The sequence below is a fragment of the Clavibacter davisi genome (genome assembly GCF_052751415.1).
Genome location: NZ_CP199882.1, coordinates 3192282 through 3210326 on the forward strand (window position 1 = coordinate 3192282; position 18045 = coordinate 3210326).

Genomic DNA, 18045 nt, shown 5'->3' on the forward strand with positions numbered 1-18045 from the left:
ACGCCGGGACGCTGGGATCCGTCCGACGTAGCGTGAGGCCATGACCGCGTCCCGGCTCCCCGTGCACCTCGAGACCGCCCGCCTCCGGCTGCGGCCGCTGGGACCTGCCGACGCCGACCTCGTCCACCGCCTCTGGGTCGAGCGCGACCCGCGCCATCCCCCGCATCGCCGCCTCGACGCCGCGGGCCACCCGTCGCGCGACGAGGTGCGCGACCGCCTGACGGTGCAGGAGGAGGAGTCGCTCCGCACGGGCATCGGGCTGCTCGCCGTCGAACGCCGGGACGAGGCGGGCGCGGTCGGGTACTGCGGGCTCGTCGTCGGGAGCGCCTCCGTCGAGGAGCCCGAGATGGCCTTCGAGCTGCTGCGCGACGTGCACGGCTCGGGGCTCGCGACGGAGGCGGCGCGCGCCGTGGTCGAGGCCGCCCGCGCGACGGGACGCACCCGGCTCTGGTCGACCGTGCGCCGCTGGAACGCCGCGTCCCTCCGCGTGCTGGAGAAGGCGGGCTTCGCGGAGAGCGGCCGGAGCACGGCGGATGCCGAGCACGGCGACATCGTGTGGATGGTCTGCGACCTCCGGGATCCGTCGACCGCCGACGCCGAGCCCGAGCGGGTCCGGCCCGCGCGCGACTAGCCGGCGCGCAGCTCGCCCGTCGTCAGCCCGTCGGCCGGCGACTCCCAGCGCACCTCGCCGTCGACGCGCACGTCGGTCGGCGCGAGCCCGAGCCGCCGCGCCACGGCCTCGCTCGCCGCGTGATCCGGGTGGATGTTCGCCCGCACCACCCCGACGCCGTCCTCCCGCAGCCACGCCACCATCGCCGCCGCGCACTCGGCCGCCGCGCCGGATCCCTGCGTCGCGGTCCCCACGAGCCATGCCACCTCGGCCACGCGCTCCGTGCCCTCGCCCTCACCCGTCACGGTCGCCTGCACGAACCCGGCCGCGCGGCCCGTCGCGCGCTCGCGGAGGATCCACACGAGCCACCGCGCGGATCCGTCCGGCGAGCGCCCCGCTGCCTGCCGCGCGAACCGCACCTCGAGCGCGGCAGGCGACGGCGGCTCGCCCCCGGTGAAGCGGTACAGCGCCGGATCCGCCAGCACCCCGACCATCTCCCGCGCATGCGCGACCACCAGCGGCTCGAGCGCGAACCGGGCCGTGGCGAGCACGGGGGCCGGCGTCGTCGTCATCGCCCGAGCCTCCCACGCATCCGCGGCGGCGGCAGGCGATCCCGGACGCGACACCGGATCAGCCGAACGCCTCCGGCAGCGCCGCGGTGAAGGCGTCGAAGTGGCTGTACCAGACGGAGTGCGCGGCGCCCGGGATGCCCCGCACGTCGACGCCCGACGCGGCGAGGCGCGCGGCCTCCTCGGCGCTCACGAAGCGGCTCGGGTCCGGCCGCACGACGATGGATCCGGGCTCCGGCGCCCATGCGTACGACGGGACCGCAGCGAGCGCGACGGCCGTGGCGGGGTCGAACCGCTCGGCGGCGCGGCCCTCGACCTCGCGATCGCGCTCGGAGTACTCGGGTCGCGAGATCCGCAGCGCCTCCGCCGTCCGGCCCCGGCGGTCGCACTCGTAGGCGTCCCGGATCTCGACGGGGTCGCCGCCTCCGGCCGGCGCGAGCGGCGCGTCCACGTAGACGACCACCTCGGGGCGGCGCTCGGGGAAGGCCTCCCCGAGCACGATCCCGCCGAACGAGTGCCCTATGGCGAGGGCGGGTCGTTCGACGCCCGCGTCCGCGACGGCGCGCGTCACCGCCTCCGCCGCCCGCGGGACCGTCAGCTCGGGATCCCGGTCGGAGAGCCCGTGGCCGGGCAGGTCGACGGCGAGCACCCGGTACCCGCGCGCGGCGAGGAGGGGCGCGATCCGCCACCAGCTCTCCGCGGATCCCATCAGCCCGTGGAGCAGGACGGCCGCGCGGGGCCCGGTGCCGGTCTCGTCGATGTGCAGGCGCATCCGGCCATGCAAGCACGGCGGCCCTGGCCGCCCGGGCATGCTGTCCCCGTGCCGAGCCCCTTCACCGCCATGTCCGCCCATGAGCACGTCGCCGCCAACGAGCTGGCCTTCGCGGTCCGCGACGCGAACCCCGTCACGCCCGGCCACAGCCTCGTGATCCCGCGCCGCGAGGTCGCGACCTGGTTCGAGGCGACGCCGGAGGAGCAGGTCGCGATCATGGCGCTCGTCACCGAGGTGAAGGACGGTCTCGAGGCCGAGCTGCACCCGGACGGCTGGAACGTCGGGATCAACGTGGGCGCGGCCGGCGGCCAGACCGTCTTCCACCTGCACGTGCACCTGATCCCGCGCTTCCACGGCGACTCGGCCCAGCCCGGCGGCGACCTGCGCGGGCCGATCCCCGGCCGCGGCCACCACCCGCCCGCAGGCTGACGACACCACTCGGACCTCGCGCCGCACGACCCCGCCGATACGCTGACGACGTGACCCCCCGCGGCGCCCCGACGCCCTCCGCATCCGCCGCCCCCGCCTCGCCGCTCGCGCTCCCCGGCGGCCGCCGCATCGCCGTCCAGTTCGCCGCCATGGGCACCGTCTGGGGTGCGAGCTTCCTCTTCATGAAGGTCGCGCTGGAAGGCGTGTCCTTCGGCCAGGTGTCGTGGACGCGGCTCGTGCTCGGCGCCGTCGCGCTCGGCCTCATCGTCGCGTGGCGCCGCCTGCCGCTCCCCCGCGAGCGCGTCGTCTGGCTGCACTTCGCGGTCGTCGGCGTCGTCGGATCCGCCATCCCCTACTCGCTGTTCGCGTGGGCCGAGCAGCACGTCACGTCGGGCGTCGCGAGCATCTACAACGCGACCACGCCGATCATGACCGCCCTCCTCGCCACCCTCGCCTTCCGCGTCGAGAAGCTGGGACGCCGCCAGCTCGCGGGCATCGCGCTCGGCATCGCGGGCGTCGTCGTGATCATCGGCCCGTGGCGCCTCACCCCCAGCGCGGAGGCCGCCGCGTCCGGCCAGCCGCTCCTCGAGCTCGCGGGCCAGCTCGCGTGCCTCGGCGCGGCCCTCTGCTACGGGATCACGTTCGGCTACCTCCGCCGCTTCCTCACCCACCGCGGCATCCCGGGCGTCGTGACGGCCTTCATGCAGATCGGCATGGGCGCCGCCGCGATGATCCTCGCCACCCCCTTCCTCGCGACCGGACCCATCGCGCTCGACCTCCCCGTCGTCCTCAGCCTCCTGGCGCTCGGCGTGGTCGGCACGGGCCTCGCGTACCTCTGGAACATGAACGTGCTGCTCGCCTGGGGGCCCACGGCCACCTCGACCGTCACGTACATCACGCCCGTGGTCGGCGTGGCGCTCGGGATCCTCGTGCTCGGCGAGACCCTGCACTGGAACGAGCCCGCGGGCGCGGTCCTCGTGCTCCTCGGCGTGCTCCTCGCGCAGGGCCGCCGCCGTGCCGCGCGCGGATCCGCCGCCCCGACCGTGGCCCGATGAGGACTTCCGTATTACGATGAGCGCATGGCGCGCATCATCAACGGTCGAGAAGTCGACGAGTCCCAAGTCGACGAGTGGGTCGACGAGGCGGAGGCGGGATACGACGTCGGCGCGCTCCGCGCGCGCTGGGGACGCGCTCCCCGCGGGGAGTCGGCCGCGAAGGTCATCCCCGTGCGACTCACGGAAGCGGAGCTCGAAGCCGTGATGGCTCGTGCGCAGCGCGAGGGGCTGAACCGCTCCGAGGCCATCCGCGCGGCGCTCGACGCCTGGTCGCACGCCGCGTGATCGTCCGTCCGTCCGCGCGCAAGCACGGTGTGGCGGACGAGGACGCCGTCACCGCGGCATCGACGCCGCTGATCTCGGGTCCCCTCGACGACGAGGAACCGCAGCGTCAGCTCCGCGTGGGCTTCGACACCGCGGCGCGTCTCCTCGAGATCGTCGTGATCGTGTGGGACGACGGGACCGAGGAGATCATCCACGCGATGAGGTGCCGGCCGCAGTACCTCGAGCTCCTGGGCTGAGACGCACCCGGCCGGCACCACCGCGACGCGCACCCCTCCGACGCCCGGCTAGGCTCGCCGGGTGCGTCTCGTCATCGCCCGCTGCTCCGTCGACTACGCCGGCCGCCTCAGCGCGCATCTCCCCCTCGCCACCCGCCTCCTCATGGTCAAGGCCGACGGGAGCCTCCTCGTCCACTCGGACGGCGGCTCCTACAAGCCGCTGAACTGGATGAGCCCGCCCTGCTCCATCGTCGAGGTCGAGCCCGACGACGACCAGGCGCTCGCGGGCGTCCGCGAGATCTGGCGCGTCGTGCAGCCGAAGACGGCCGACATGCTCGTCGTCTCGATCCACGAGGTGCTGCACGACTCCGCGCACGACCTCGGCGTCGACCCGGGCCTCGTGAAGGACGGCGTGGAGGCGCACCTGCAGAAGCTGCTGGCCGAGCAGATCCACCTGCTGGGCGACGGCCACGAGCTCGTGCGCCGCGAGTACATGACCGCGATCGGGCCGGTCGACATCCTCGCGCGCGACGCGAGCGGCAAGTCGGTCGCGGTGGAGCTCAAGCGCCGCGGCGACATCGACGGCGTCGAGCAGCTCACGCGCTACCTCGAGCTGATGAACCGGGATCCGCACCTCGCGCCGGTCACGGGCGTCTACGCCGCGCAGGAGATCAAGCCGCAGGCCCGCACCCTCGCCGAGGACCGCGGCATCCGCTGCCTCCTCCTCGACTACGACGCCATGCGCGGGATGGACGACGGGCACTCCCGCCTGTTCTGATCCGCCGCTCGACAGGCCTCCGCCGCATCCGCCGACGGGCCCCCGGCGACCGTCGCGAGGCGCGGCGCCGACCCGCCTATCCGCTCACGATCCGCGGAGCCACCGGACGCCTCCGGCCGCCGACGACCCGCGCATACTGACGACGAGCGGCCCGTCGCCGCCGTGTCCTCGGGGGTGGATCTGATGCAGTCCGGTGCGCCCTGCCGCCGCGCCCCGGCGCGCGCGTCCGCATCCGCCTCCGCATCCGCCTCCGCCGGTGCGCGCCCGTGACCACCATGACCACCACGGACGTGGCCGCGTCACGCGCCGCCGCGAAGGCCGCCGGTGCCGGCACGGGAGCGACCGCCGTGCGCGTCCGCATCGACCCGTTCCCCCGGCGCCTCCGCGATCGCTGGCTGCTCCGCCTGCTCTTCTCGCTCCCCTTCGTCGTGATCGCGCTCCTCGCCGACCACGCGCCCGCCGGGTCGGCCACGGGCCCCGTCTCCACCACCGTGAACGCCGACCTCCTCTCCCGCGTCGCGCAGATCGACTGGACCCGGGCCGACGCCGCCTGGGTGGGCAGCCTCTACCCGCCCGTCGGCACGATCCTCGCCGCCGTCACGCCCGGCGGCACGCTCGGCATGGGGATCCTCGGCGCCCTCATCGCGGGCCCGTTCCTCCAGCAGATGCTCCAGGCGATGCAGCAGCGCCGCTTCCCGCGCGTGCAGTCCGCCATGTTCATGGTCGCCCTCGGCGCCAACCCGCTGTTCGCCCACATGGTCACCACGAACCTCGAGGCCTTCCTCGGCGTCGCGGCCTTCGGGGTCGGCGCGACGAACATGGTCCGCTTCGTCGCCTACCGGAACACGCAGGCCGGCTTCCGGGCCGGGCTGCTCTTCGCGTTCGCGGCCCTCTCCAGCGCCAGCGGCATCGTCTACATCGTGGTCATCGGGCTGGCCGCGCCGCTCATCTCGCTCGCCCGCCACGGCGAGCGCGGCGCCCGCGCGTCGAACGTGCTGGTGCTGCTGTTCCCGACGCTCTCGGCCTTCGTCACCGTCGCGTTCCTCCAGCTCGTGTTCCTCGACCGCCCCTTCGCGTTCCTCACGGCGCAGTTCCACTACGACCCGGCGCTCTGGGACACGGTGCCGCAGCTCGTCACCACCCTCAACGGGTTCCTGCTGCTCGCGCCCATGATCTCCGGCTGGATCCTCGCGCTGCTCGTCCGCCGCCCGGGTGCCGTGCTCATCTCCACGCTGCTGTTCCTCGGGCTGCTGACCGGCTACATCCTGGGCCTCATCCCCGCCAACTCGGCCGGCAACACCTTCTTCATCATGACGATGATGGGCATGGCGATCCTGCCGGCGGCCACCACTCGTCGGGCCGACGTGCTGATCACCGTCGTCGCCGCCGTGCAGATCGCCATCGCCTGGGCCGCCGCCTACAACCGGCCCGTGGTCCTCGACTGGATGGGCGCGCTCGCCCGCGCCCTCGGATGGGCGTGACATGACCACGACGCAGCCGTCGCCCTCGGACGGGCGCGACATGACGACCGCGGACAGCGCACCCGCGACTCCGGCTCCACCGACGTGGCAGGACGGCATCGACCCGGGTCCGGTGCGCCAGGGCCCCCGCGAGCGCTACCTCGCCGAGGGGTGGATCCCCGTCCGCCTCCTCGCCGACGGCCGGCAGCTCGTCGCCGCCGACGACCGGCGCCGGGATCCCGGCTTCGCGGCCGCGCTGGCCGCGGAGCTCGGCGCGCCCGTCGCCCTCACCCGCGTGGACGCGTGGGAGCTGAAGGACGCCGTCCTCCGCCTCTGCGGCGAGGCCGTGGCCGACGACGCCGCCAACCGGCTCTTCCGCGCGAACCCGGAGCTGTCCGGGCGCCTCGTCTTCTCCCGCGGACAGAAGGCCGGCGCGCTCGTGGGCGCCGTCCTGCTGGTCGCCCTCGCCGTGGTGTGGCCGCGGCAGACCGCCGTCGGCGCGCTGTCGGTGGTCAGCCTCGCGTTCCTCGCGGCCACCGCGTTCAAGTTCTTCGTCGCGCTGCAGGGCGCGCGCTACGACGTCGTCGACCGCGTCACCGAGGCGGAGGTCCACCGCCTCGTCGACGCCGACCTGCCGGTCTACACGGTGCTCGTCCCGGTGTTCCGGGAGGCGAACATCGTCGCCCAGCTCATCGAGAACCTCGGCGGCCTCGACTACCCGGCGCACAAGCTCGAGGTGCTGATCCTCATCGAGGAGGAGGACGCCGAGACGCGCGACGCGATCGTGCACGCGGATCCGCCCGCCCACTTCCACATCGTCACGATCCCCGCGGGCCAGCCGCAGACCAAGCCGCGCGCCTGCAACGTGGGCCTCACGCTCGCGTCCGGCGAGTACCTCGTCATCTACGACGCGGAGGACACGCCGGATCCCGACCAGCTGAAGAAGGCGCTCGTCGCCTTCGAGCGCGGCGGCCCCGAGATGGTGTGCGTGCAGGCCGCCCTCAACTACTTCAACGCGAGCGAGAACGCCCTCACCCGCATGTTCACGCTCGAGTACTCCTACTGGTTCGACTACATGCTCGCGGGCCTCGACCACTCGAACCTGCCGATCCCGCTCGGCGGCACCTCGAACCACTTCCGCACGGCGGCGCTCGTCGAGCTCGGCGGCTGGGACCCGTACAACGTCACCGAGGACGCCGACCTCGGCATCCGCGCCTCGGCCGTCGGCTACCGCGTGGGCGTCATCAACTCCACCACCATGGAGGAGGCGAACACCTCCATCCCCAACTTCATCCGCCAGCGCTCCCGGTGGATCAAGGGGTACATGCAGACCACGCTCGTGCACGCCCGCCGCCCGGTCGCCCTCATCCGCGAGGTCGGCATCGTGCGCTTCGTCGCGTTCGCGCTCCTCATCGGCGGCACCCCGGCGACGTTCCTCGGCGTCATCCCCTTCTACCTCGTGACGATCGCGTCGCTCGCGATCCCGAACGAGGTCATCGCCTCCGTCTTCCCCGCGTGGGCGCTCTGGACGAGCCTGTTCAACTTCCTCGTCGGCAACGGGGTCATGGTCTACGTCTCGATGATGGGGCCGTTCAAGCGCGGCACGTTCCACCTCATCCTGTGGTCGCTGCTCAACCCGGTGTACTGGATCCTGCACTCCATCTCCGCCTACAAGGGCCTGTGGCAGCTGCTCACGCGCCCGCACTACTGGGAGAAGACGGAGCACGGCCTCACCCAGCAGTGAGGGGACGCTCCCGGCGGGCGTCCGCGCGACCCTCGTAGGGTGGGCGGGTGACCGCACCCGACACGTCCGCACCCGACACGACAGCCGGATCCGCCTCCGCTCCCTGGAGCTGCGTCCTGTTCGACCTCGACGGCACCATCACCGACTCGGCCCCCGGGATCACCGCGCAGCTCGCGAAGACGCTCGTCTTCATGGGCCTGCCCGTGCCCGGCCCCGCGCAGCTCCTCGAGTACGTGGGCCCGCCGATCCTCGACTCCTTCCGCGACCTCGCGGGCATGGACGACGAGGCCCAGCAGCGCGCGCTCGCCCACTACCGCGAGGGCTACTCGGGGGGCGGCGTCTTCGACAGCTCGGTCTACGACGGCGTGCCCGACGTGCTCCGCGCGATCCACGCGGCCGGCATCCCGCTCTCCCTCGCCACCAGCAAGCCCGAGTCGCAGGCCCGCCGCGTGCTCGACCACTACGGGCTCGCCGACCTCTTCACCGAGGTGTGCGGCGCGAGCGAGGACGAGGTGCGGTCCGCGAAGGCCGACGTCATCGAGGAGGCGCTGCTCCGGCTGCGGCGCGCGGGCGTCGACCTCGACCACGTCGTGATGGTCGGCGACCGCGAGCACGACGTGCTCGGCGCGGCCGCCCACGGGATCCCGACGGTCATGGTCGGCTGGGGCTACGGCAGCCCGGCCGAGGCCGCGGGCACCATCGCGGTGGTCGACACGGCCGACGAGCTCGAGGCGATCCTGGTCCCCCAGGTCGCGCGGCCCGCCGCCTGAGGCGCCCGCTCCGAATCCCTCACAAGCAGGAGCCTTTCCACAGATCCGGCCGCTACCCCCCGTTCGCCCGGGAGTTAGCAACACGGAGTGACAGAATGACCGGCGGAGGAACCATGTCAACACCGCAGGACCTGCAGGACCCGCTCGCGCTCGACAAGCAGGTCAGCTACGCGCTCGTCGTCGCCGCGCGCAGCGTGACGGCCCTCTATCGACCCATCCTCGACCCGCTGGGGCTCACCCACCCCCAGTACCTCGTGCTCCTCGCCCTCTGGGCCAGCGGGCCGCGCTCGGTGAAGGACCTGAGCCACGAACTCCAGCTCGACAGCGCCACCCTCTCGCCGCTGCTCAAGCGGCTGGAGGCCATGGGCCACGTCTGGCGCGTGCGCCGGGCCACGGACGAGCGCGTGCTCGAGATCGGCCTCACCGACCAGGGCCGCGAGCTCCGCGAGAAGGCCGTCGCCATCCCGCAGCGCATCCGCGACCGCCTCTCCATGACGGAGGAGCAGCTCGAGGGCCTGAAGACCGTGCTCAGCCAGGTCATCGACAATGCGAAGGCGCTGCCCGAGACCATCTGACGGACGCGTCCGCCACCCGACCGGGAGGCGCCCATCCGGCATCCGCCCCCGCGGCGTCCGCCCACCCGATCGGAGCCCGACGAGTGAGCGACACGGTCCGCGCGGTGCTCCTGCTCGAGTGCTACGTCACGGTCACGCTGCTGGCGCCGCTCCTCCTCGGCCGGCTGCCGCTCGTCGCGCAGCGGCCCGTCGCGATGCTCGCCGCGTGGCACGGGTTCCTCGTCACGGCCGTGCTGAGCCTCGGCTCCGGGCTCGGCCTCCTCATCCACCAGGGCATGGCGATGCAGGCGGGCGCCGGCGCGGAGCGCGTCGCGGTGGTCGTACCGCTCGCGTACGCGGCGGCGGGCGTGCTCGGGATCCTGCTGTTCCGCATCGTCGAGGAGGGTGGACGCGTGGTGCGCGAGGCCCGGCACCGCGCCGGCGAGGTCGCGACCCTGCTGCTCGCATCGCGCCCGTACCGCGTGGCCGGGCGGGACGCGCGCATCGTCGAGTCCGACGTGCCGCTCGCCGCGCTCTCCCCCGCGACCGGCGTGATCCTCCTCACCACCGAGGCGCGCGCCCGCCTCGACGACGACGAGCTCGCCGCGGTCATCGAGCACGAGACCGCGCACCTGGAGCAGCGGCACGCGCTGGCCGTGCGCCTCGCCCAGGTGTCCCGCGCGATCCTCCCGGCGCTGCCCGCGAGCCAGCGCCTGGCGCTCTCCACCACCATCGCGATCGAGTTCATCGCCGACGACCACGCCGCCCGGGTGTCCGGCCCCGCCACCGTCGCGGCCGCCCTCACGAAGCTGGATCCCGGGGGCGGCCTCTCCGGCCTCCGCGCCGACCGCATGCGCCACCCCCGCGGCGGGCACCGCATCGCGCTGCGGACGCTGTGCGCGGTCGCGTGCGCGCTCCCCGTGCTGCCGCTCGTGATCGTGCTGCTGCCCGTCCGCTGATCCCGCGAGGCGCCGTCCGCGGCGTCCGTCCGCGCAGCGCCCTCCGCCGGGACCCCGCCGACCCGTGCGCTAGGGTCTCCTCTCGAAGGGGAGTAGTCCCCCCGGCCCCCGGGCCGGACGGCGATGCGTCGACATGCTGGCCCCCGGGCCCGGTGCATCACCCGCCACCTGCACGTGCACGGCGGGCGGACGAGACCTTCGGCCAGACGAACGACAGGCGCACGCGCGCCGTCGCGTCGGCCGGAGCGCCCCACCCGGGTCCCGGCCGTCGCCCGACCGGAGGACCCATGCCCGCCATGCCCCCTGCCCGCACGCCCGATCCGACGCCCGCGCAGGTGCGCCGCTGGCGGCAGTACCTCGCCGACGAGCGCGCCGAGGCCGCCGTCTACCGCGACCTCGCCGGCCGCCGCACGGGCGAGGAGCGCGAGATCCTGCTCGCCCTCGCCGAGGCGGAGGGCCGGCACGCCGACCACTGGATCGAGCTGCTCGGCGACCGCGTCGGCAAGCCCGTGCGCGGCGACATCCGCACCCGGATCCTCGGCCTGCTCGCCCGCCGCTTCGGATCCGTCTTCGTGCTGGCCCTCGCGCAGCGCGCCGAGAGCCGCTCGCCGTACGCGGACGACGCCGACGCCACCGACGCGATGGCCGCCGACGAGCGCGTGCACGAGGAGGTCGTGCGCGGCCTCGCGACCCGCGGCCGGATGCGCCTCTCGGGCACCTTCCGCGCCGCCGTCTTCGGCGCGAACGACGGCCTCGTGAGCAACCTCGCGCTCGTCCTCGGCATCACGGCCACGGGCGTGCCGAACGCCGTGATCCTCGCGACCGGCCTCGCGGGCCTCCTCGCCGGGGCGCTCTCGATGGGCGCGGGCGAGTTCGTGTCCGTGCGCTCCCAGCGCGAGCTGCTCGAGGCCTCGGCCCCGGATCCGGGCACGCGCGACGCCCTCCCCCACCTCGACGTCGACGCCAACGAGCTCGCCCTCGTCTACCGCGCCCGCGGCATGACGGAGGAGGAAGCGCTCGCGCACGCCGACGAGGTCCTCCGCGACCTCGCCGCCGAGACCCGGCCGATCCCGGTCAGCATCGCGGGCGTCACCGCGTCCGACGACGAGCACGAGAGCGTCGGCACAGCCTGGGGCGCGGCGCTGTCGAGCTTCTGCTTCTTCGCGTCCGGCGCCGTGATCCCCGTGCTGCCGTACCTCTTCGGCCTCCAGGGGATCGCGGCGCTGGCCCTCGCGTGCGTGCTGGTCGCGATCGCGCTGTCCATCACGGGCGCGGTGACCGGCCTCCTCTCGGGCGGCCCGCCGCTCCGCCGCGCCGGCCGCCAGCTGCTCATCGGCTTCGGCGCGGCCGGGGCCACCTACCTGCTGGGGCTGCTCTTCAACACGCAGGCGGGCTGATCCGGCACCCGGTACGCGACCGGCGGCGGGCCGGGCGCGCCGCAGCCGATACGGTTGTCCGCATGGCTGACGGAGATGACCCCCGCCGTCGCGAGGACTCCCTCGCGACGCGCATGAGCGACGCGGTGTCGCGCACGAGCGAGCGGGAGGTCGCCCTGCGGGCGATGGGCCTGCTCGACGGCCTGTACGAGGGCGACGACTTCCTGCTGCTGGTCGGCGGACGGCACGCCCGCGGGATCCTCAACGGCGCCCCTCCCCTCTACTGGCCCGAGGCCTGGGGCGCCCGCGCGCTCCTCTACGCGTGGACCCCCGAGGCCGCGAAGGTCGTCGAGAAGAACCTGACGAACCGCGCGTGGCGCGTGCGCGAGGCATGCGCGAAGGTCGTCGCGACCCGGCAGCTGCCGCTCGTGCGCGCGCTCACCGTGCTCGTCACCGACGAGAACGCCCGCGTCCGCGGCGCCGCCCTGCGCGCGCTCGGCGCCGTCGGCTCCCCCGCCGACGAGGACGTCATCCGCCGCGCCCTCACCGATCCCGACACCTCCGTGCGCGTCGCCGCCCACGACGGCCTCGAGGCCCTCGCCGCTCGCCACGACCAGGTGCTGTCCGCCGCGGGGCGCCATGCGGCCGCCGCTGCTGCGGCGAGCACGGCGGTGCCGGATGCGGACGACGAGGACGCGATGGACGACGCCGCGACCGACGCGGACGCCGACCGCTCCTAGCCCTCGGGCTCGGGCTCGGGCTCGGGCTCGGGCGGCGTCGCCGGACCCTCGGGCAGCGACGCGAGGAAGTCCTCCACCAGCCCGGCGAACAGGTCCGGCCGCTCGATCTGGGGCATGTGGCCGCAGTCCGGGATGAGGCGCGTGCGCGCGTCCGGCAGCTCGCGTGCGACGGCCGCGAGGTGCGCGGGCGGGAGGATCCGATCGCGGTCGCCCCACATCGCGAGCACCGGCAGCCCCGACAGCCGCACGCTCTCGACCAGCGGGCGCCGCCAGCGCGAGCTCACCCCGCGGACCGTACCGAGGTCGCGCGCGATGCCGAGCATCGTGGCCGCGTGCACCGGGCGGGCCGAGAGCTCCTGCGCGTGCCGCACGCGCGCGTCGGTGGTGAGCGCCGGGTCGTGGAAGATCGTGCGGGTCGAGCGCCGCGAGTTGCCGGGCGTGGGCCGCAGCAGCAGCGTGGCGAGCGGATCGAAGGCGAGCATCCGGAGGCCCACGGTGACCTGACGGCCGAAGCCCGCGCTGTCCGCGAGCACGAGGGCGCGCACGCGATCCGGGTGTCGGGTCGCGAAGGTCATGGCCACCGCGCCGCCGAGCGAGTTGCCGATGACGGTCACAGGTCCGCGCACGCCCACCGCGTCGAGGTAGGCGGGCAGCGCGTCGGCCAGCGCGTCGAGCGTGGTGGCGCCCGGGACCGGATCCGACCAGCCGAAGCCCGGCAGGTCGAGGCTGTGCAGCGCGTGCCCCTCGGAGAGCCGCGCGTGCTGCTCGTCCCAGTCCTCGAGGCTGCGGCCGATGCCGTGCAGGAGGAGCAGCGGATCCCCGGTGCCGGTCACGCGGTGCCGCACCTGCCGGCCGCCCACGTCGAGCATCGCGGTCCCCGGGGCCCGGAGCGGATCGACGTCCCCGGATGCGGCCATGTCGCGACCCTATCGAGATCCTCACGCCGCGGATTCCTGCGATGTCGGGAGGAGGTGCGACGATGGAGGGGCTGCGCATCGCAGCGTCTTCCCCGTCGCCCGGAGCCACGAGCCCCGCCCGACGCGCGGCGGTCCACGCAGGTCGCCGATGAGCATCAAGGAGCGACACGGCATGACGATCTTCGAGCAGATGGAGTCCGAGGTCCGGAGCTACAGCCGCGGCTGGCCGGTCGTGTTCGACCGCGCGGTGGGCAGCGAGATGTTCACGGCCGACGGCGACCGCTACCTCGACTTCTTCGCGGGCGCGGGCGCGCTCAACTACGGGCATAACAACCCGGCGCTCAAGCAGAAGCTGGTCGACTACATCCTCCGCGACGGCGTCACGCACTCCCTGGACATGTTCACGGAGGCCCGCCGCGACTTCCTGCAGACGTTCCAGGACGTCATCCTGCAGCCCCGCGGGCTCGACTACCGCATCATGTTCCCCGGCCCGGGCGGCGCCAACGCGGTCGAGGCCGCCATGAAGCTCGCGCGCAAGGTCACCGGCCGCACCACCATCGTGCACTTCACGAACTCGTTCCACGGCATGACCGAGGGCGCGCTCTCCGTCACCGGCAACGCGCTCAAGCGCGGCGGCGCCGGCCACCCGCTGCACCACGCCATCGCGGTGCCGTTCGACGGCTACCTCGGCGGCGAGACCGACAGCCTCGCGTACTTCGAGAAGCTCCTCGACGACTCGGGCTCGGGCGTCGACACGCCCGCCGGCGTCATCGTCGAGACCGTGCAGGGCGAGGGCGGAATCAACGTCGCTTCGGCCGAGTGGCTGCGGAAGCTGCGCGAGCTGACCACGCGCCACGGCATCGTGCTCATCGTCGACGACGTGCAGATGGGCTGCGGCCGCACGGGCGGGTTCTTCAGCTTCGAGGAGTCGGGCATCGTCCCCGACATCGTCACGCTCTCCAAGTCCATCGGCGGCTACGGCCTGCCCATGGCCCTCACGCTCCTCAAGCCCGAGCTCGACCAGTGGAAGCCGGGCGAGCACAACGGCACGTTCCGCGGCATCGCGCCCGCGTTCCTCACCGGCGCCGAGGCCATCCGCTTGTACTGGGCCGACGGCGAGCTCGAGGCGTCCACGCTCCGCAAGGGCGAGCGGATCCATGAGGTCTTCACCGAGATCGCGGCCTCCGTCGCGCCGGAGATGACGCTGAAGGTGCGCGGCCGCGGCCTCGCGCGGGGCATCGAGTTCCCCTCGGGCGACCTCGCCGGCGCCGTCTGCCGCGCGGCGTTCGAGCGCGGCATGCTCATGGAGACGAGCGGCGCCGGCGGCACGGTCATGAAGGTGCTGCCCGCGCTCACCATCACCGACGAGCAGGTCGAGGAGGGGCTCGCCATCATCCGCGAGGCCGTCCGCGAGGTGCTCGGCTCCACGAGCGAGGAGCTCGCCGCCGACGAGGTCCCGCTGCCGGTGGCCGTCGGGAGCTGATCCGCTGAAGCGCAGTGCACCGCGTGTGACCGGTGGACGGCGCCGAGAGGGAGCTCATCGCTGACAGAAGTGTCGCCAATGCTCCTCGTAGCGTCGCTTATGCGCGACAAGTGTCACGAAGAGACGGATTCGGGAGCACATCACGAGCCTCTGTTCAGCCCACTGATTCTCCCCACGCGAGCTGCTGCAGACCGTCTTCTCTACGTATCCGCTCGCGCCTCGCACGACCGCCGGTCGCCACGAGAGGATGACCGCATGGGGATGACGACGATCGTGTTCGGTGCTGCAGACGATGAGGCGGCCGCGGCCGTCCTCGAGCTCGACGGGGAGCCGGAGGGGTACGACTGCTACCTGATGCCCGACGAGGTCTGGGAGCTCGAGGGGCTGATCCGCGGAGTCGCCGGCTCGGAGCTCCCGACGTACACCCAGGAGCCCATCGCGGAGACGGACGACTTCGCCGTCTTCGTGATGCCGCTCAGCTCGGGGCTCGCCGGCCTGCTGCGCGACGCCGTGCCCGCGCGACGCGACGAGCTCGCGGAGCGCTGGCAGGGCGTCTGCCCCCATGTGGGCGACTGGGCCTCGTACGAGGTGGAGGACACCCTCGAGATCCTCGCCCGCACGCTCGTCGAGATCCAGGGCGCGGGCCTCACGCCGTACATGTACGTCTGCCCCTGATCCGTCCCCGCCGCGTCAGCCGCGCGGCCGCAGGATCCGGTAGCGGTGCTCCGGGCGGCCCGTGGATCCGTAGTTGAGCTGCACGTCCACGACGCGGTCGCGCGCGAGGGCGCCGAGGTAGCGCTGCGCGGTGGCGCGGGAGACGCCCACCCGCTCCGCGATCTCCGGGGCGCTGAGCTCCGTGTCGGATGCGGCGAGGGCGTCGAGCACGGCCTGCTCGGTCGCCGGGCGCTCGCGCGCCGAGACCCGGCCGGGCCGCAGGGCGTGGATGGCGCGGTCGATGCCGACCTGGTCGAGCGGGCGGTCGCTCGCGAGCCCGGCACGGAAGGCCGCGTAGGCCGCCAGGCGCGCGGTGAGCAGCTCCGGCGCGAACGGCTTCACGAGGTAGGAGACGGCGCCGCCGCGGAGGGCGCGGCGGACGGTGGCGGGATCGTCGGCGGCCGTGACGAGGATCACGTCGGGCTCGATGCGCCGCACCAGGTCGATGCCGCTGCCGTCGGGCAGGTACGCGTCGAGGAGCACGAGGTCGGGGCGCGACGTGTCGAGCACGGCGAGCGCCGCCCGCACGCTGCCCGCGGTGCCGACGGACCGGAACCCGGGCGCCTGCTCCACGATGCCCTCGTGCAGGCGGGCGATGCGGAAGTCGTCGTCGACGATGAGGACGGTGAGGTCGTCGGTCATGCGCGGGCTCCGTCGGGGGTGTGGGTGTCGGGGTCGGTGCCGGGGGTGGCGGGGAAGTGGGGATCGTCGGCCGGCGGATCCGCGTCGGGCGGCTCGACCACGCCCGCGAGGCGCGCGCAGAACACCGCGCCGGACTCGGCCTCGGACGGAGGGCCACCCGGGTCCGCGACCCACACGTCGCCGCCGTCGCGCCGGGCGATGTCGCGCACGAGCGGCAGCCCGAAGCCGAGTCCGTGCGCGGGATCCGCTCCGCCGGCCGCCGCGAGCGCCTCCGCGGCCCCGTCCACGTCGTCGGGGCGGCGCCGGAAGATCACCGTGGCGTCCGCCGACCCGAGCCCGTCGCCCGAGTCGGCGACCGCGAGGTGCAGGTCGGCGCCGTCGTCGAGCGCCTCCACCTCCACCCACCGGTCGGCCCGGGATCCGCGTACGGCCGCGTCAACCGCGTTGTCGACGAGGTTGCCGAGGACGGTCGTGACCTCCTCCGGCCGCACCAGGAACCCGCGGACGAGCGTGCCGGGCCCGACCCGCAGCGTCACGCCCCGCTCCTCGGCCTCCATCGCCTTCGCGCCGAGGAACGCCTGCAGGTACGGCTCGTCGACGAGCCCCGCGTCGACCGTCGGGAACGCCACGGGCCCCTGCTCGAGCACGCCCGCGAGGTAGCTGTCGGCCTCGTCGACCCGGCCGGTCGCGACGAGGCCGCGCACGACGTGGAGGCGGTTCGCGAACTCGTGCCGCTGCACCCGGAGCGCCGTGGACATCGCGGTGACGGCGGTGAGGCGGCGGCTCATCGCCTCGACGTCCGTCTCGTCGCGCAGCACCATCACGGTGCCGAGGTCGCGGCCGTCGCGGGCGACCCGGGCGACGTCGACGAAGAGGAGCCGGTCGTCGACCACCGCGCGCAGCGACGCGGATCCGGCGTCGGGCGCGCCGGCGGACCCGGCCGTGGATCCCTGACCGGCCCGCGCCGCGGCCACCGCGTCCCGCAGGACCGGCGCGACGCCGAGGTCCGCGAGCGTGCGGCCGACCGGATCCTCGAGGCCGAGCAGCTCCGCGGCCCGCGGGTTGCAGACCGTGACGCGCCCGTCGGGGCCGAGGCCGAGCACGCCCTCGCCTACCCCGGACAGCACGGCCGCCTGGTCCTGCACGAGGCCCGCGAGCTCGGACGGCTGGAGGCCGAGGGTGAGGCGAGCGAGACGGCGGGAGAGGATCCCGCTGGCCACCGCCCCGACGCCGAGCGCGAGCAGGGCGACCACCGCGATGGCCGCGACGTCGACGCCGATGGAGTCGCGCACGGTCGCCGCCGCGAAGCCGACGCTGACCTCGCCGACGACGCGGCCGTCGGCGGCGGACGCACCGGAGGCACCGGACGCACCGGACGCACCGGAGGCACCGCCCGCGGACGCCTCGGCGTCCAGCGCCCGCACCGGCACCTTCGCCCGCGCCGACTCCCCGAGCGTGCCGGTCGCCCAGGTGACCTCCTCGCGTCCCGCGAGCGCGACGGCCGGATCCGTGCTCACGAGCTGCCCGAGCTCGGCCGGGTCGGGGTGCGCGAGCCGCAGTCCGCGGTCGTCGGTCACCACGACGAAGAGCGCGCCCGTCCGCTCGCGCACCGCCTCGGAGCTCCGCTGCACCAGCCCGTCGGCGAGGTCCGCGGCCGAGGGTCGCGCGGGATCCGCGGTCTCGGCGGTGACGGCGGCCCGGAGCGCGGGATCCTCGGCGGTCGTCCGCGCGATCGCGAGTGCCGTCGCCTGCGCCTCCTGGCGGTTCTCCGACGAGCTGAGCAGACCGTAGGCGATGGTCGCGATGCCCACGACGACGAGCACGACGAGCAGCTGGAGGACGAGGGTGCGCCGGGCGAAGTCGAGCCCCGCCCGTCGTCGCCCCGTCGCCCGATCCATCGAGGTGAGCATAATGCGCAGAACGTCGTTTGCGTGCACTATCGCGATGAAGCGGCACAAGCGCGACGAAGCGGG

The 18045-nt window shown here is 74.2% G+C and carries 20 protein-coding genes; 15 read left to right on the plus strand and 5 right to left on the minus strand.

Annotated features, from left to right (window positions below):
* Window positions 1-40: 40 nt before the first annotated feature.
* Window positions 41-631, plus strand: coding sequence for a GNAT family N-acetyltransferase (locus ACU4ZT_RS15215; protein ID WP_445337499.1), 591 nt, complete (start codon window positions 41-43; stop codon window positions 629-631).
* On the opposite strand, the gene ACU4ZT_RS15220 is transcribed toward ACU4ZT_RS15215, so the two are convergent.
* Window positions 628-1182 carry a GNAT family N-acetyltransferase gene (locus ACU4ZT_RS15220; protein ID WP_270981849.1) on the minus strand — a complete coding sequence of 185 codons (555 nt, stop codon included), beginning with the start codon at window positions 1180-1182 and terminating at the stop codon, window positions 628-630. The two genes, ACU4ZT_RS15215 and ACU4ZT_RS15220, sit on opposite strands and share 4 nt — an antisense overlap.
* Window positions 1183-1240: 58 nt before the next feature.
* A complete protein-coding gene (locus ACU4ZT_RS15225; RefSeq protein WP_445337500.1) occupies window positions 1241-1951 on the minus strand; it encodes an alpha/beta fold hydrolase in 711 nt (236 codons plus the stop codon).
* A 48-nt stretch (window positions 1952-1999) separates the two neighbouring features.
* Here ACU4ZT_RS15225 and ACU4ZT_RS15230 point away from each other — a divergent pair, with 48 nt between their 5' ends.
* The 12 genes from ACU4ZT_RS15230 to ACU4ZT_RS15285 all read left to right on the plus strand — a co-directional run bounded on the left by ACU4ZT_RS15230 (window position 2000) and on the right by ACU4ZT_RS15285 (window position 12316).
* Window positions 2000-2380, plus strand: a complete 381-nt coding sequence (locus ACU4ZT_RS15230; protein ID WP_254654480.1) for an HIT family protein — start codon at window positions 2000-2002, stop codon at window positions 2378-2380.
* A 149-nt stretch (window positions 2381-2529) separates the two neighbouring features.
* A complete protein-coding gene (locus ACU4ZT_RS15235) occupies window positions 2530-3435 on the plus strand; it encodes a DMT family transporter (RefSeq protein WP_445338671.1) in 906 nt (301 codons plus the stop codon).
* A gap of 24 nt (window positions 3436-3459) precedes the next feature.
* A complete protein-coding gene (locus ACU4ZT_RS15240; RefSeq protein ID WP_063071011.1) occupies window positions 3460-3720 on the plus strand; it encodes a ribbon-helix-helix protein, CopG family in 261 nt (86 codons plus the stop codon).
* Window positions 3717-3956, plus strand: a complete 240-nt coding sequence (locus ACU4ZT_RS15245; RefSeq protein WP_175345465.1) for a hypothetical protein — start codon at window positions 3717-3719, stop codon at window positions 3954-3956. Before ACU4ZT_RS15240 ends, ACU4ZT_RS15245 begins: the two co-directional genes overlap by 4 nt.
* 61 nt (window positions 3957-4017) lie before the next feature.
* Window positions 4018-4713: an endonuclease NucS gene (gene nucS, locus ACU4ZT_RS15250; RefSeq protein WP_012039553.1), complete on the plus strand. Its 696-nt coding sequence runs from the start codon at window positions 4018-4020 to the stop codon at window positions 4711-4713.
* A 275-nt stretch (window positions 4714-4988) separates the two neighbouring features.
* Window positions 4989-6194 (plus strand): hypothetical protein, encoded by a 1206-nt coding sequence (locus tag ACU4ZT_RS15255; RefSeq protein ID WP_445337501.1) that lies wholly within the window; start codon window positions 4989-4991, stop codon window positions 6192-6194.
* A gap of 1 nt (window position 6195) precedes the next feature.
* The gene (locus ACU4ZT_RS15260) at window positions 6196-7917 is read left to right on the plus strand and encodes a glycosyltransferase family 2 protein (RefSeq protein WP_445337502.1); all 1722 of its coding nucleotides are present in this window, start codon (window positions 6196-6198) and stop codon (window positions 7915-7917) included.
* A gap of 47 nt (window positions 7918-7964) precedes the next feature.
* Window positions 7965-8687: an HAD family hydrolase gene (locus tag ACU4ZT_RS15265; protein WP_063071009.1), complete on the plus strand. Its 723-nt coding sequence runs from the start codon at window positions 7965-7967 to the stop codon at window positions 8685-8687.
* Between the two features lie 113 nt (window positions 8688-8800).
* Window positions 8801-9262, plus strand: coding sequence for a MarR family winged helix-turn-helix transcriptional regulator (locus ACU4ZT_RS15270; protein ID WP_063071008.1), 462 nt, complete (start codon window positions 8801-8803; stop codon window positions 9260-9262).
* 83 nt (window positions 9263-9345) lie between these two features.
* A complete protein-coding gene (locus ACU4ZT_RS15275) occupies window positions 9346-10200 on the plus strand; it encodes a M56 family metallopeptidase (RefSeq protein ID WP_063071007.1) in 855 nt (284 codons plus the stop codon).
* A gap of 287 nt (window positions 10201-10487) precedes the next feature.
* On the plus strand, window positions 10488-11597 hold the full coding sequence (locus ACU4ZT_RS15280) for a VIT1/CCC1 transporter family protein (protein ID WP_063071006.1): 1110 nt from the start codon (window positions 10488-10490) through the stop codon (window positions 11595-11597).
* 62 nt (window positions 11598-11659) lie between these two features.
* Window positions 11660-12316 (plus strand): HEAT repeat domain-containing protein, encoded by a 657-nt coding sequence (locus tag ACU4ZT_RS15285; RefSeq protein ID WP_445337503.1) that lies wholly within the window; start codon window positions 11660-11662, stop codon window positions 12314-12316.
* Here the strand turns inward: ACU4ZT_RS15285 and ACU4ZT_RS15290 are convergent.
* The gene (locus tag ACU4ZT_RS15290; protein ID WP_445337504.1) at window positions 12313-13233 is read right to left on the minus strand and encodes an alpha/beta fold hydrolase; all 921 of its coding nucleotides are present in this window, start codon (window positions 13231-13233) and stop codon (window positions 12313-12315) included. The two genes, ACU4ZT_RS15285 and ACU4ZT_RS15290, sit on opposite strands and share 4 nt — an antisense overlap.
* A 148-nt stretch (window positions 13234-13381) precedes the next feature.
* On the opposite strand from ACU4ZT_RS15290, the gene ectB reads away from it, so the two are divergent.
* On the plus strand, window positions 13382-14716 hold the full coding sequence (gene ectB, locus ACU4ZT_RS15295; protein ID WP_445337505.1) for a diaminobutyrate--2-oxoglutarate transaminase: 1335 nt from the start codon (window positions 13382-13384) through the stop codon (window positions 14714-14716).
* 255 nt (window positions 14717-14971) lie between these two features.
* Window positions 14972-15391: a hypothetical protein gene (locus ACU4ZT_RS15300; RefSeq protein ID WP_063071003.1), complete on the plus strand. Its 420-nt coding sequence runs from the start codon at window positions 14972-14974 to the stop codon at window positions 15389-15391.
* 15 nt (window positions 15392-15406) lie between these two features.
* On the opposite strand, the gene ACU4ZT_RS15305 is transcribed toward ACU4ZT_RS15300, so the two are convergent.
* Window positions 15407-16072, minus strand: coding sequence for a response regulator transcription factor (locus ACU4ZT_RS15305; protein WP_414763881.1), 666 nt, complete (start codon window positions 16070-16072; stop codon window positions 15407-15409).
* A complete protein-coding gene (locus ACU4ZT_RS15310) occupies window positions 16069-17970 on the minus strand; it encodes a sensor histidine kinase (protein ID WP_445337506.1) in 1902 nt (633 codons plus the stop codon). The genes ACU4ZT_RS15305 and ACU4ZT_RS15310 overlap by 4 nt, the downstream gene beginning before the upstream one ends.
* Window positions 17971-18045: the final 75 nt, after the last annotated feature.

Excerpts from the sequence above, each read along its gene's own strand:
- ACU4ZT_RS15235 (WP_445338671.1), top strand. The coding sequence starts at position 2,530 with ATGGGCACCGTCTGGGGTGCGAGCTTCCTCTTCATGAAGGTCGCGCTG.
- ACU4ZT_RS15240 (WP_063071011.1), top strand. The coding sequence starts at position 3,460 with ATGGCGCGCATCATCAACGGTCGAGAAGTCGACGAGTCCCAAGTCGAC.
- ACU4ZT_RS15305 (WP_414763881.1), bottom strand. The coding sequence starts at position 16,072 with ATGACCGACGACCTCACCGTCCTCATCGTCGACGACGACTTCCGCATC.
- ACU4ZT_RS15225 (WP_445337500.1), bottom strand. The coding sequence starts at position 1,951 with ATGCGCCTGCACATCGACGAGACCGGCACCGGGCCCCGCGCGGCCGTC.
- ACU4ZT_RS15255 (WP_445337501.1), top strand. The coding sequence starts at position 4,989 with ATGACCACCACGGACGTGGCCGCGTCACGCGCCGCCGCGAAGGCCGCC.
- ACU4ZT_RS15270 (WP_063071008.1), top strand. The coding sequence starts at position 8,801 with ATGTCAACACCGCAGGACCTGCAGGACCCGCTCGCGCTCGACAAGCAG.
- ACU4ZT_RS15285 (WP_445337503.1), top strand. The coding sequence starts at position 11,660 with ATGGCTGACGGAGATGACCCCCGCCGTCGCGAGGACTCCCTCGCGACG.
- ACU4ZT_RS15300 (WP_063071003.1), top strand. The coding sequence starts at position 14,972 with ATGGGGATGACGACGATCGTGTTCGGTGCTGCAGACGATGAGGCGGCC.
- ACU4ZT_RS15310 (WP_445337506.1), bottom strand. The coding sequence starts at position 17,970 with ATGGATCGGGCGACGGGGCGACGACGGGCGGGGCTCGACTTCGCCCGG.
- ACU4ZT_RS15220 (WP_270981849.1), bottom strand. The coding sequence starts at position 1,182 with ATGACGACGACGCCGGCCCCCGTGCTCGCCACGGCCCGGTTCGCGCTC.
- ACU4ZT_RS15215 (WP_445337499.1), top strand. The coding sequence starts at position 41 with ATGACCGCGTCCCGGCTCCCCGTGCACCTCGAGACCGCCCGCCTCCGG.
- ACU4ZT_RS15260 (WP_445337502.1), top strand. The coding sequence starts at position 6,196 with ATGACCACGACGCAGCCGTCGCCCTCGGACGGGCGCGACATGACGACC.
- ACU4ZT_RS15280 (WP_063071006.1), top strand. The coding sequence starts at position 10,488 with ATGCCCGCCATGCCCCCTGCCCGCACGCCCGATCCGACGCCCGCGCAG.
- ACU4ZT_RS15290 (WP_445337504.1), bottom strand. The coding sequence starts at position 13,233 with ATGGCCGCATCCGGGGACGTCGATCCGCTCCGGGCCCCGGGGACCGCG.
- ectB (WP_445337505.1), top strand. The coding sequence starts at position 13,382 with ATGAGCATCAAGGAGCGACACGGCATGACGATCTTCGAGCAGATGGAG.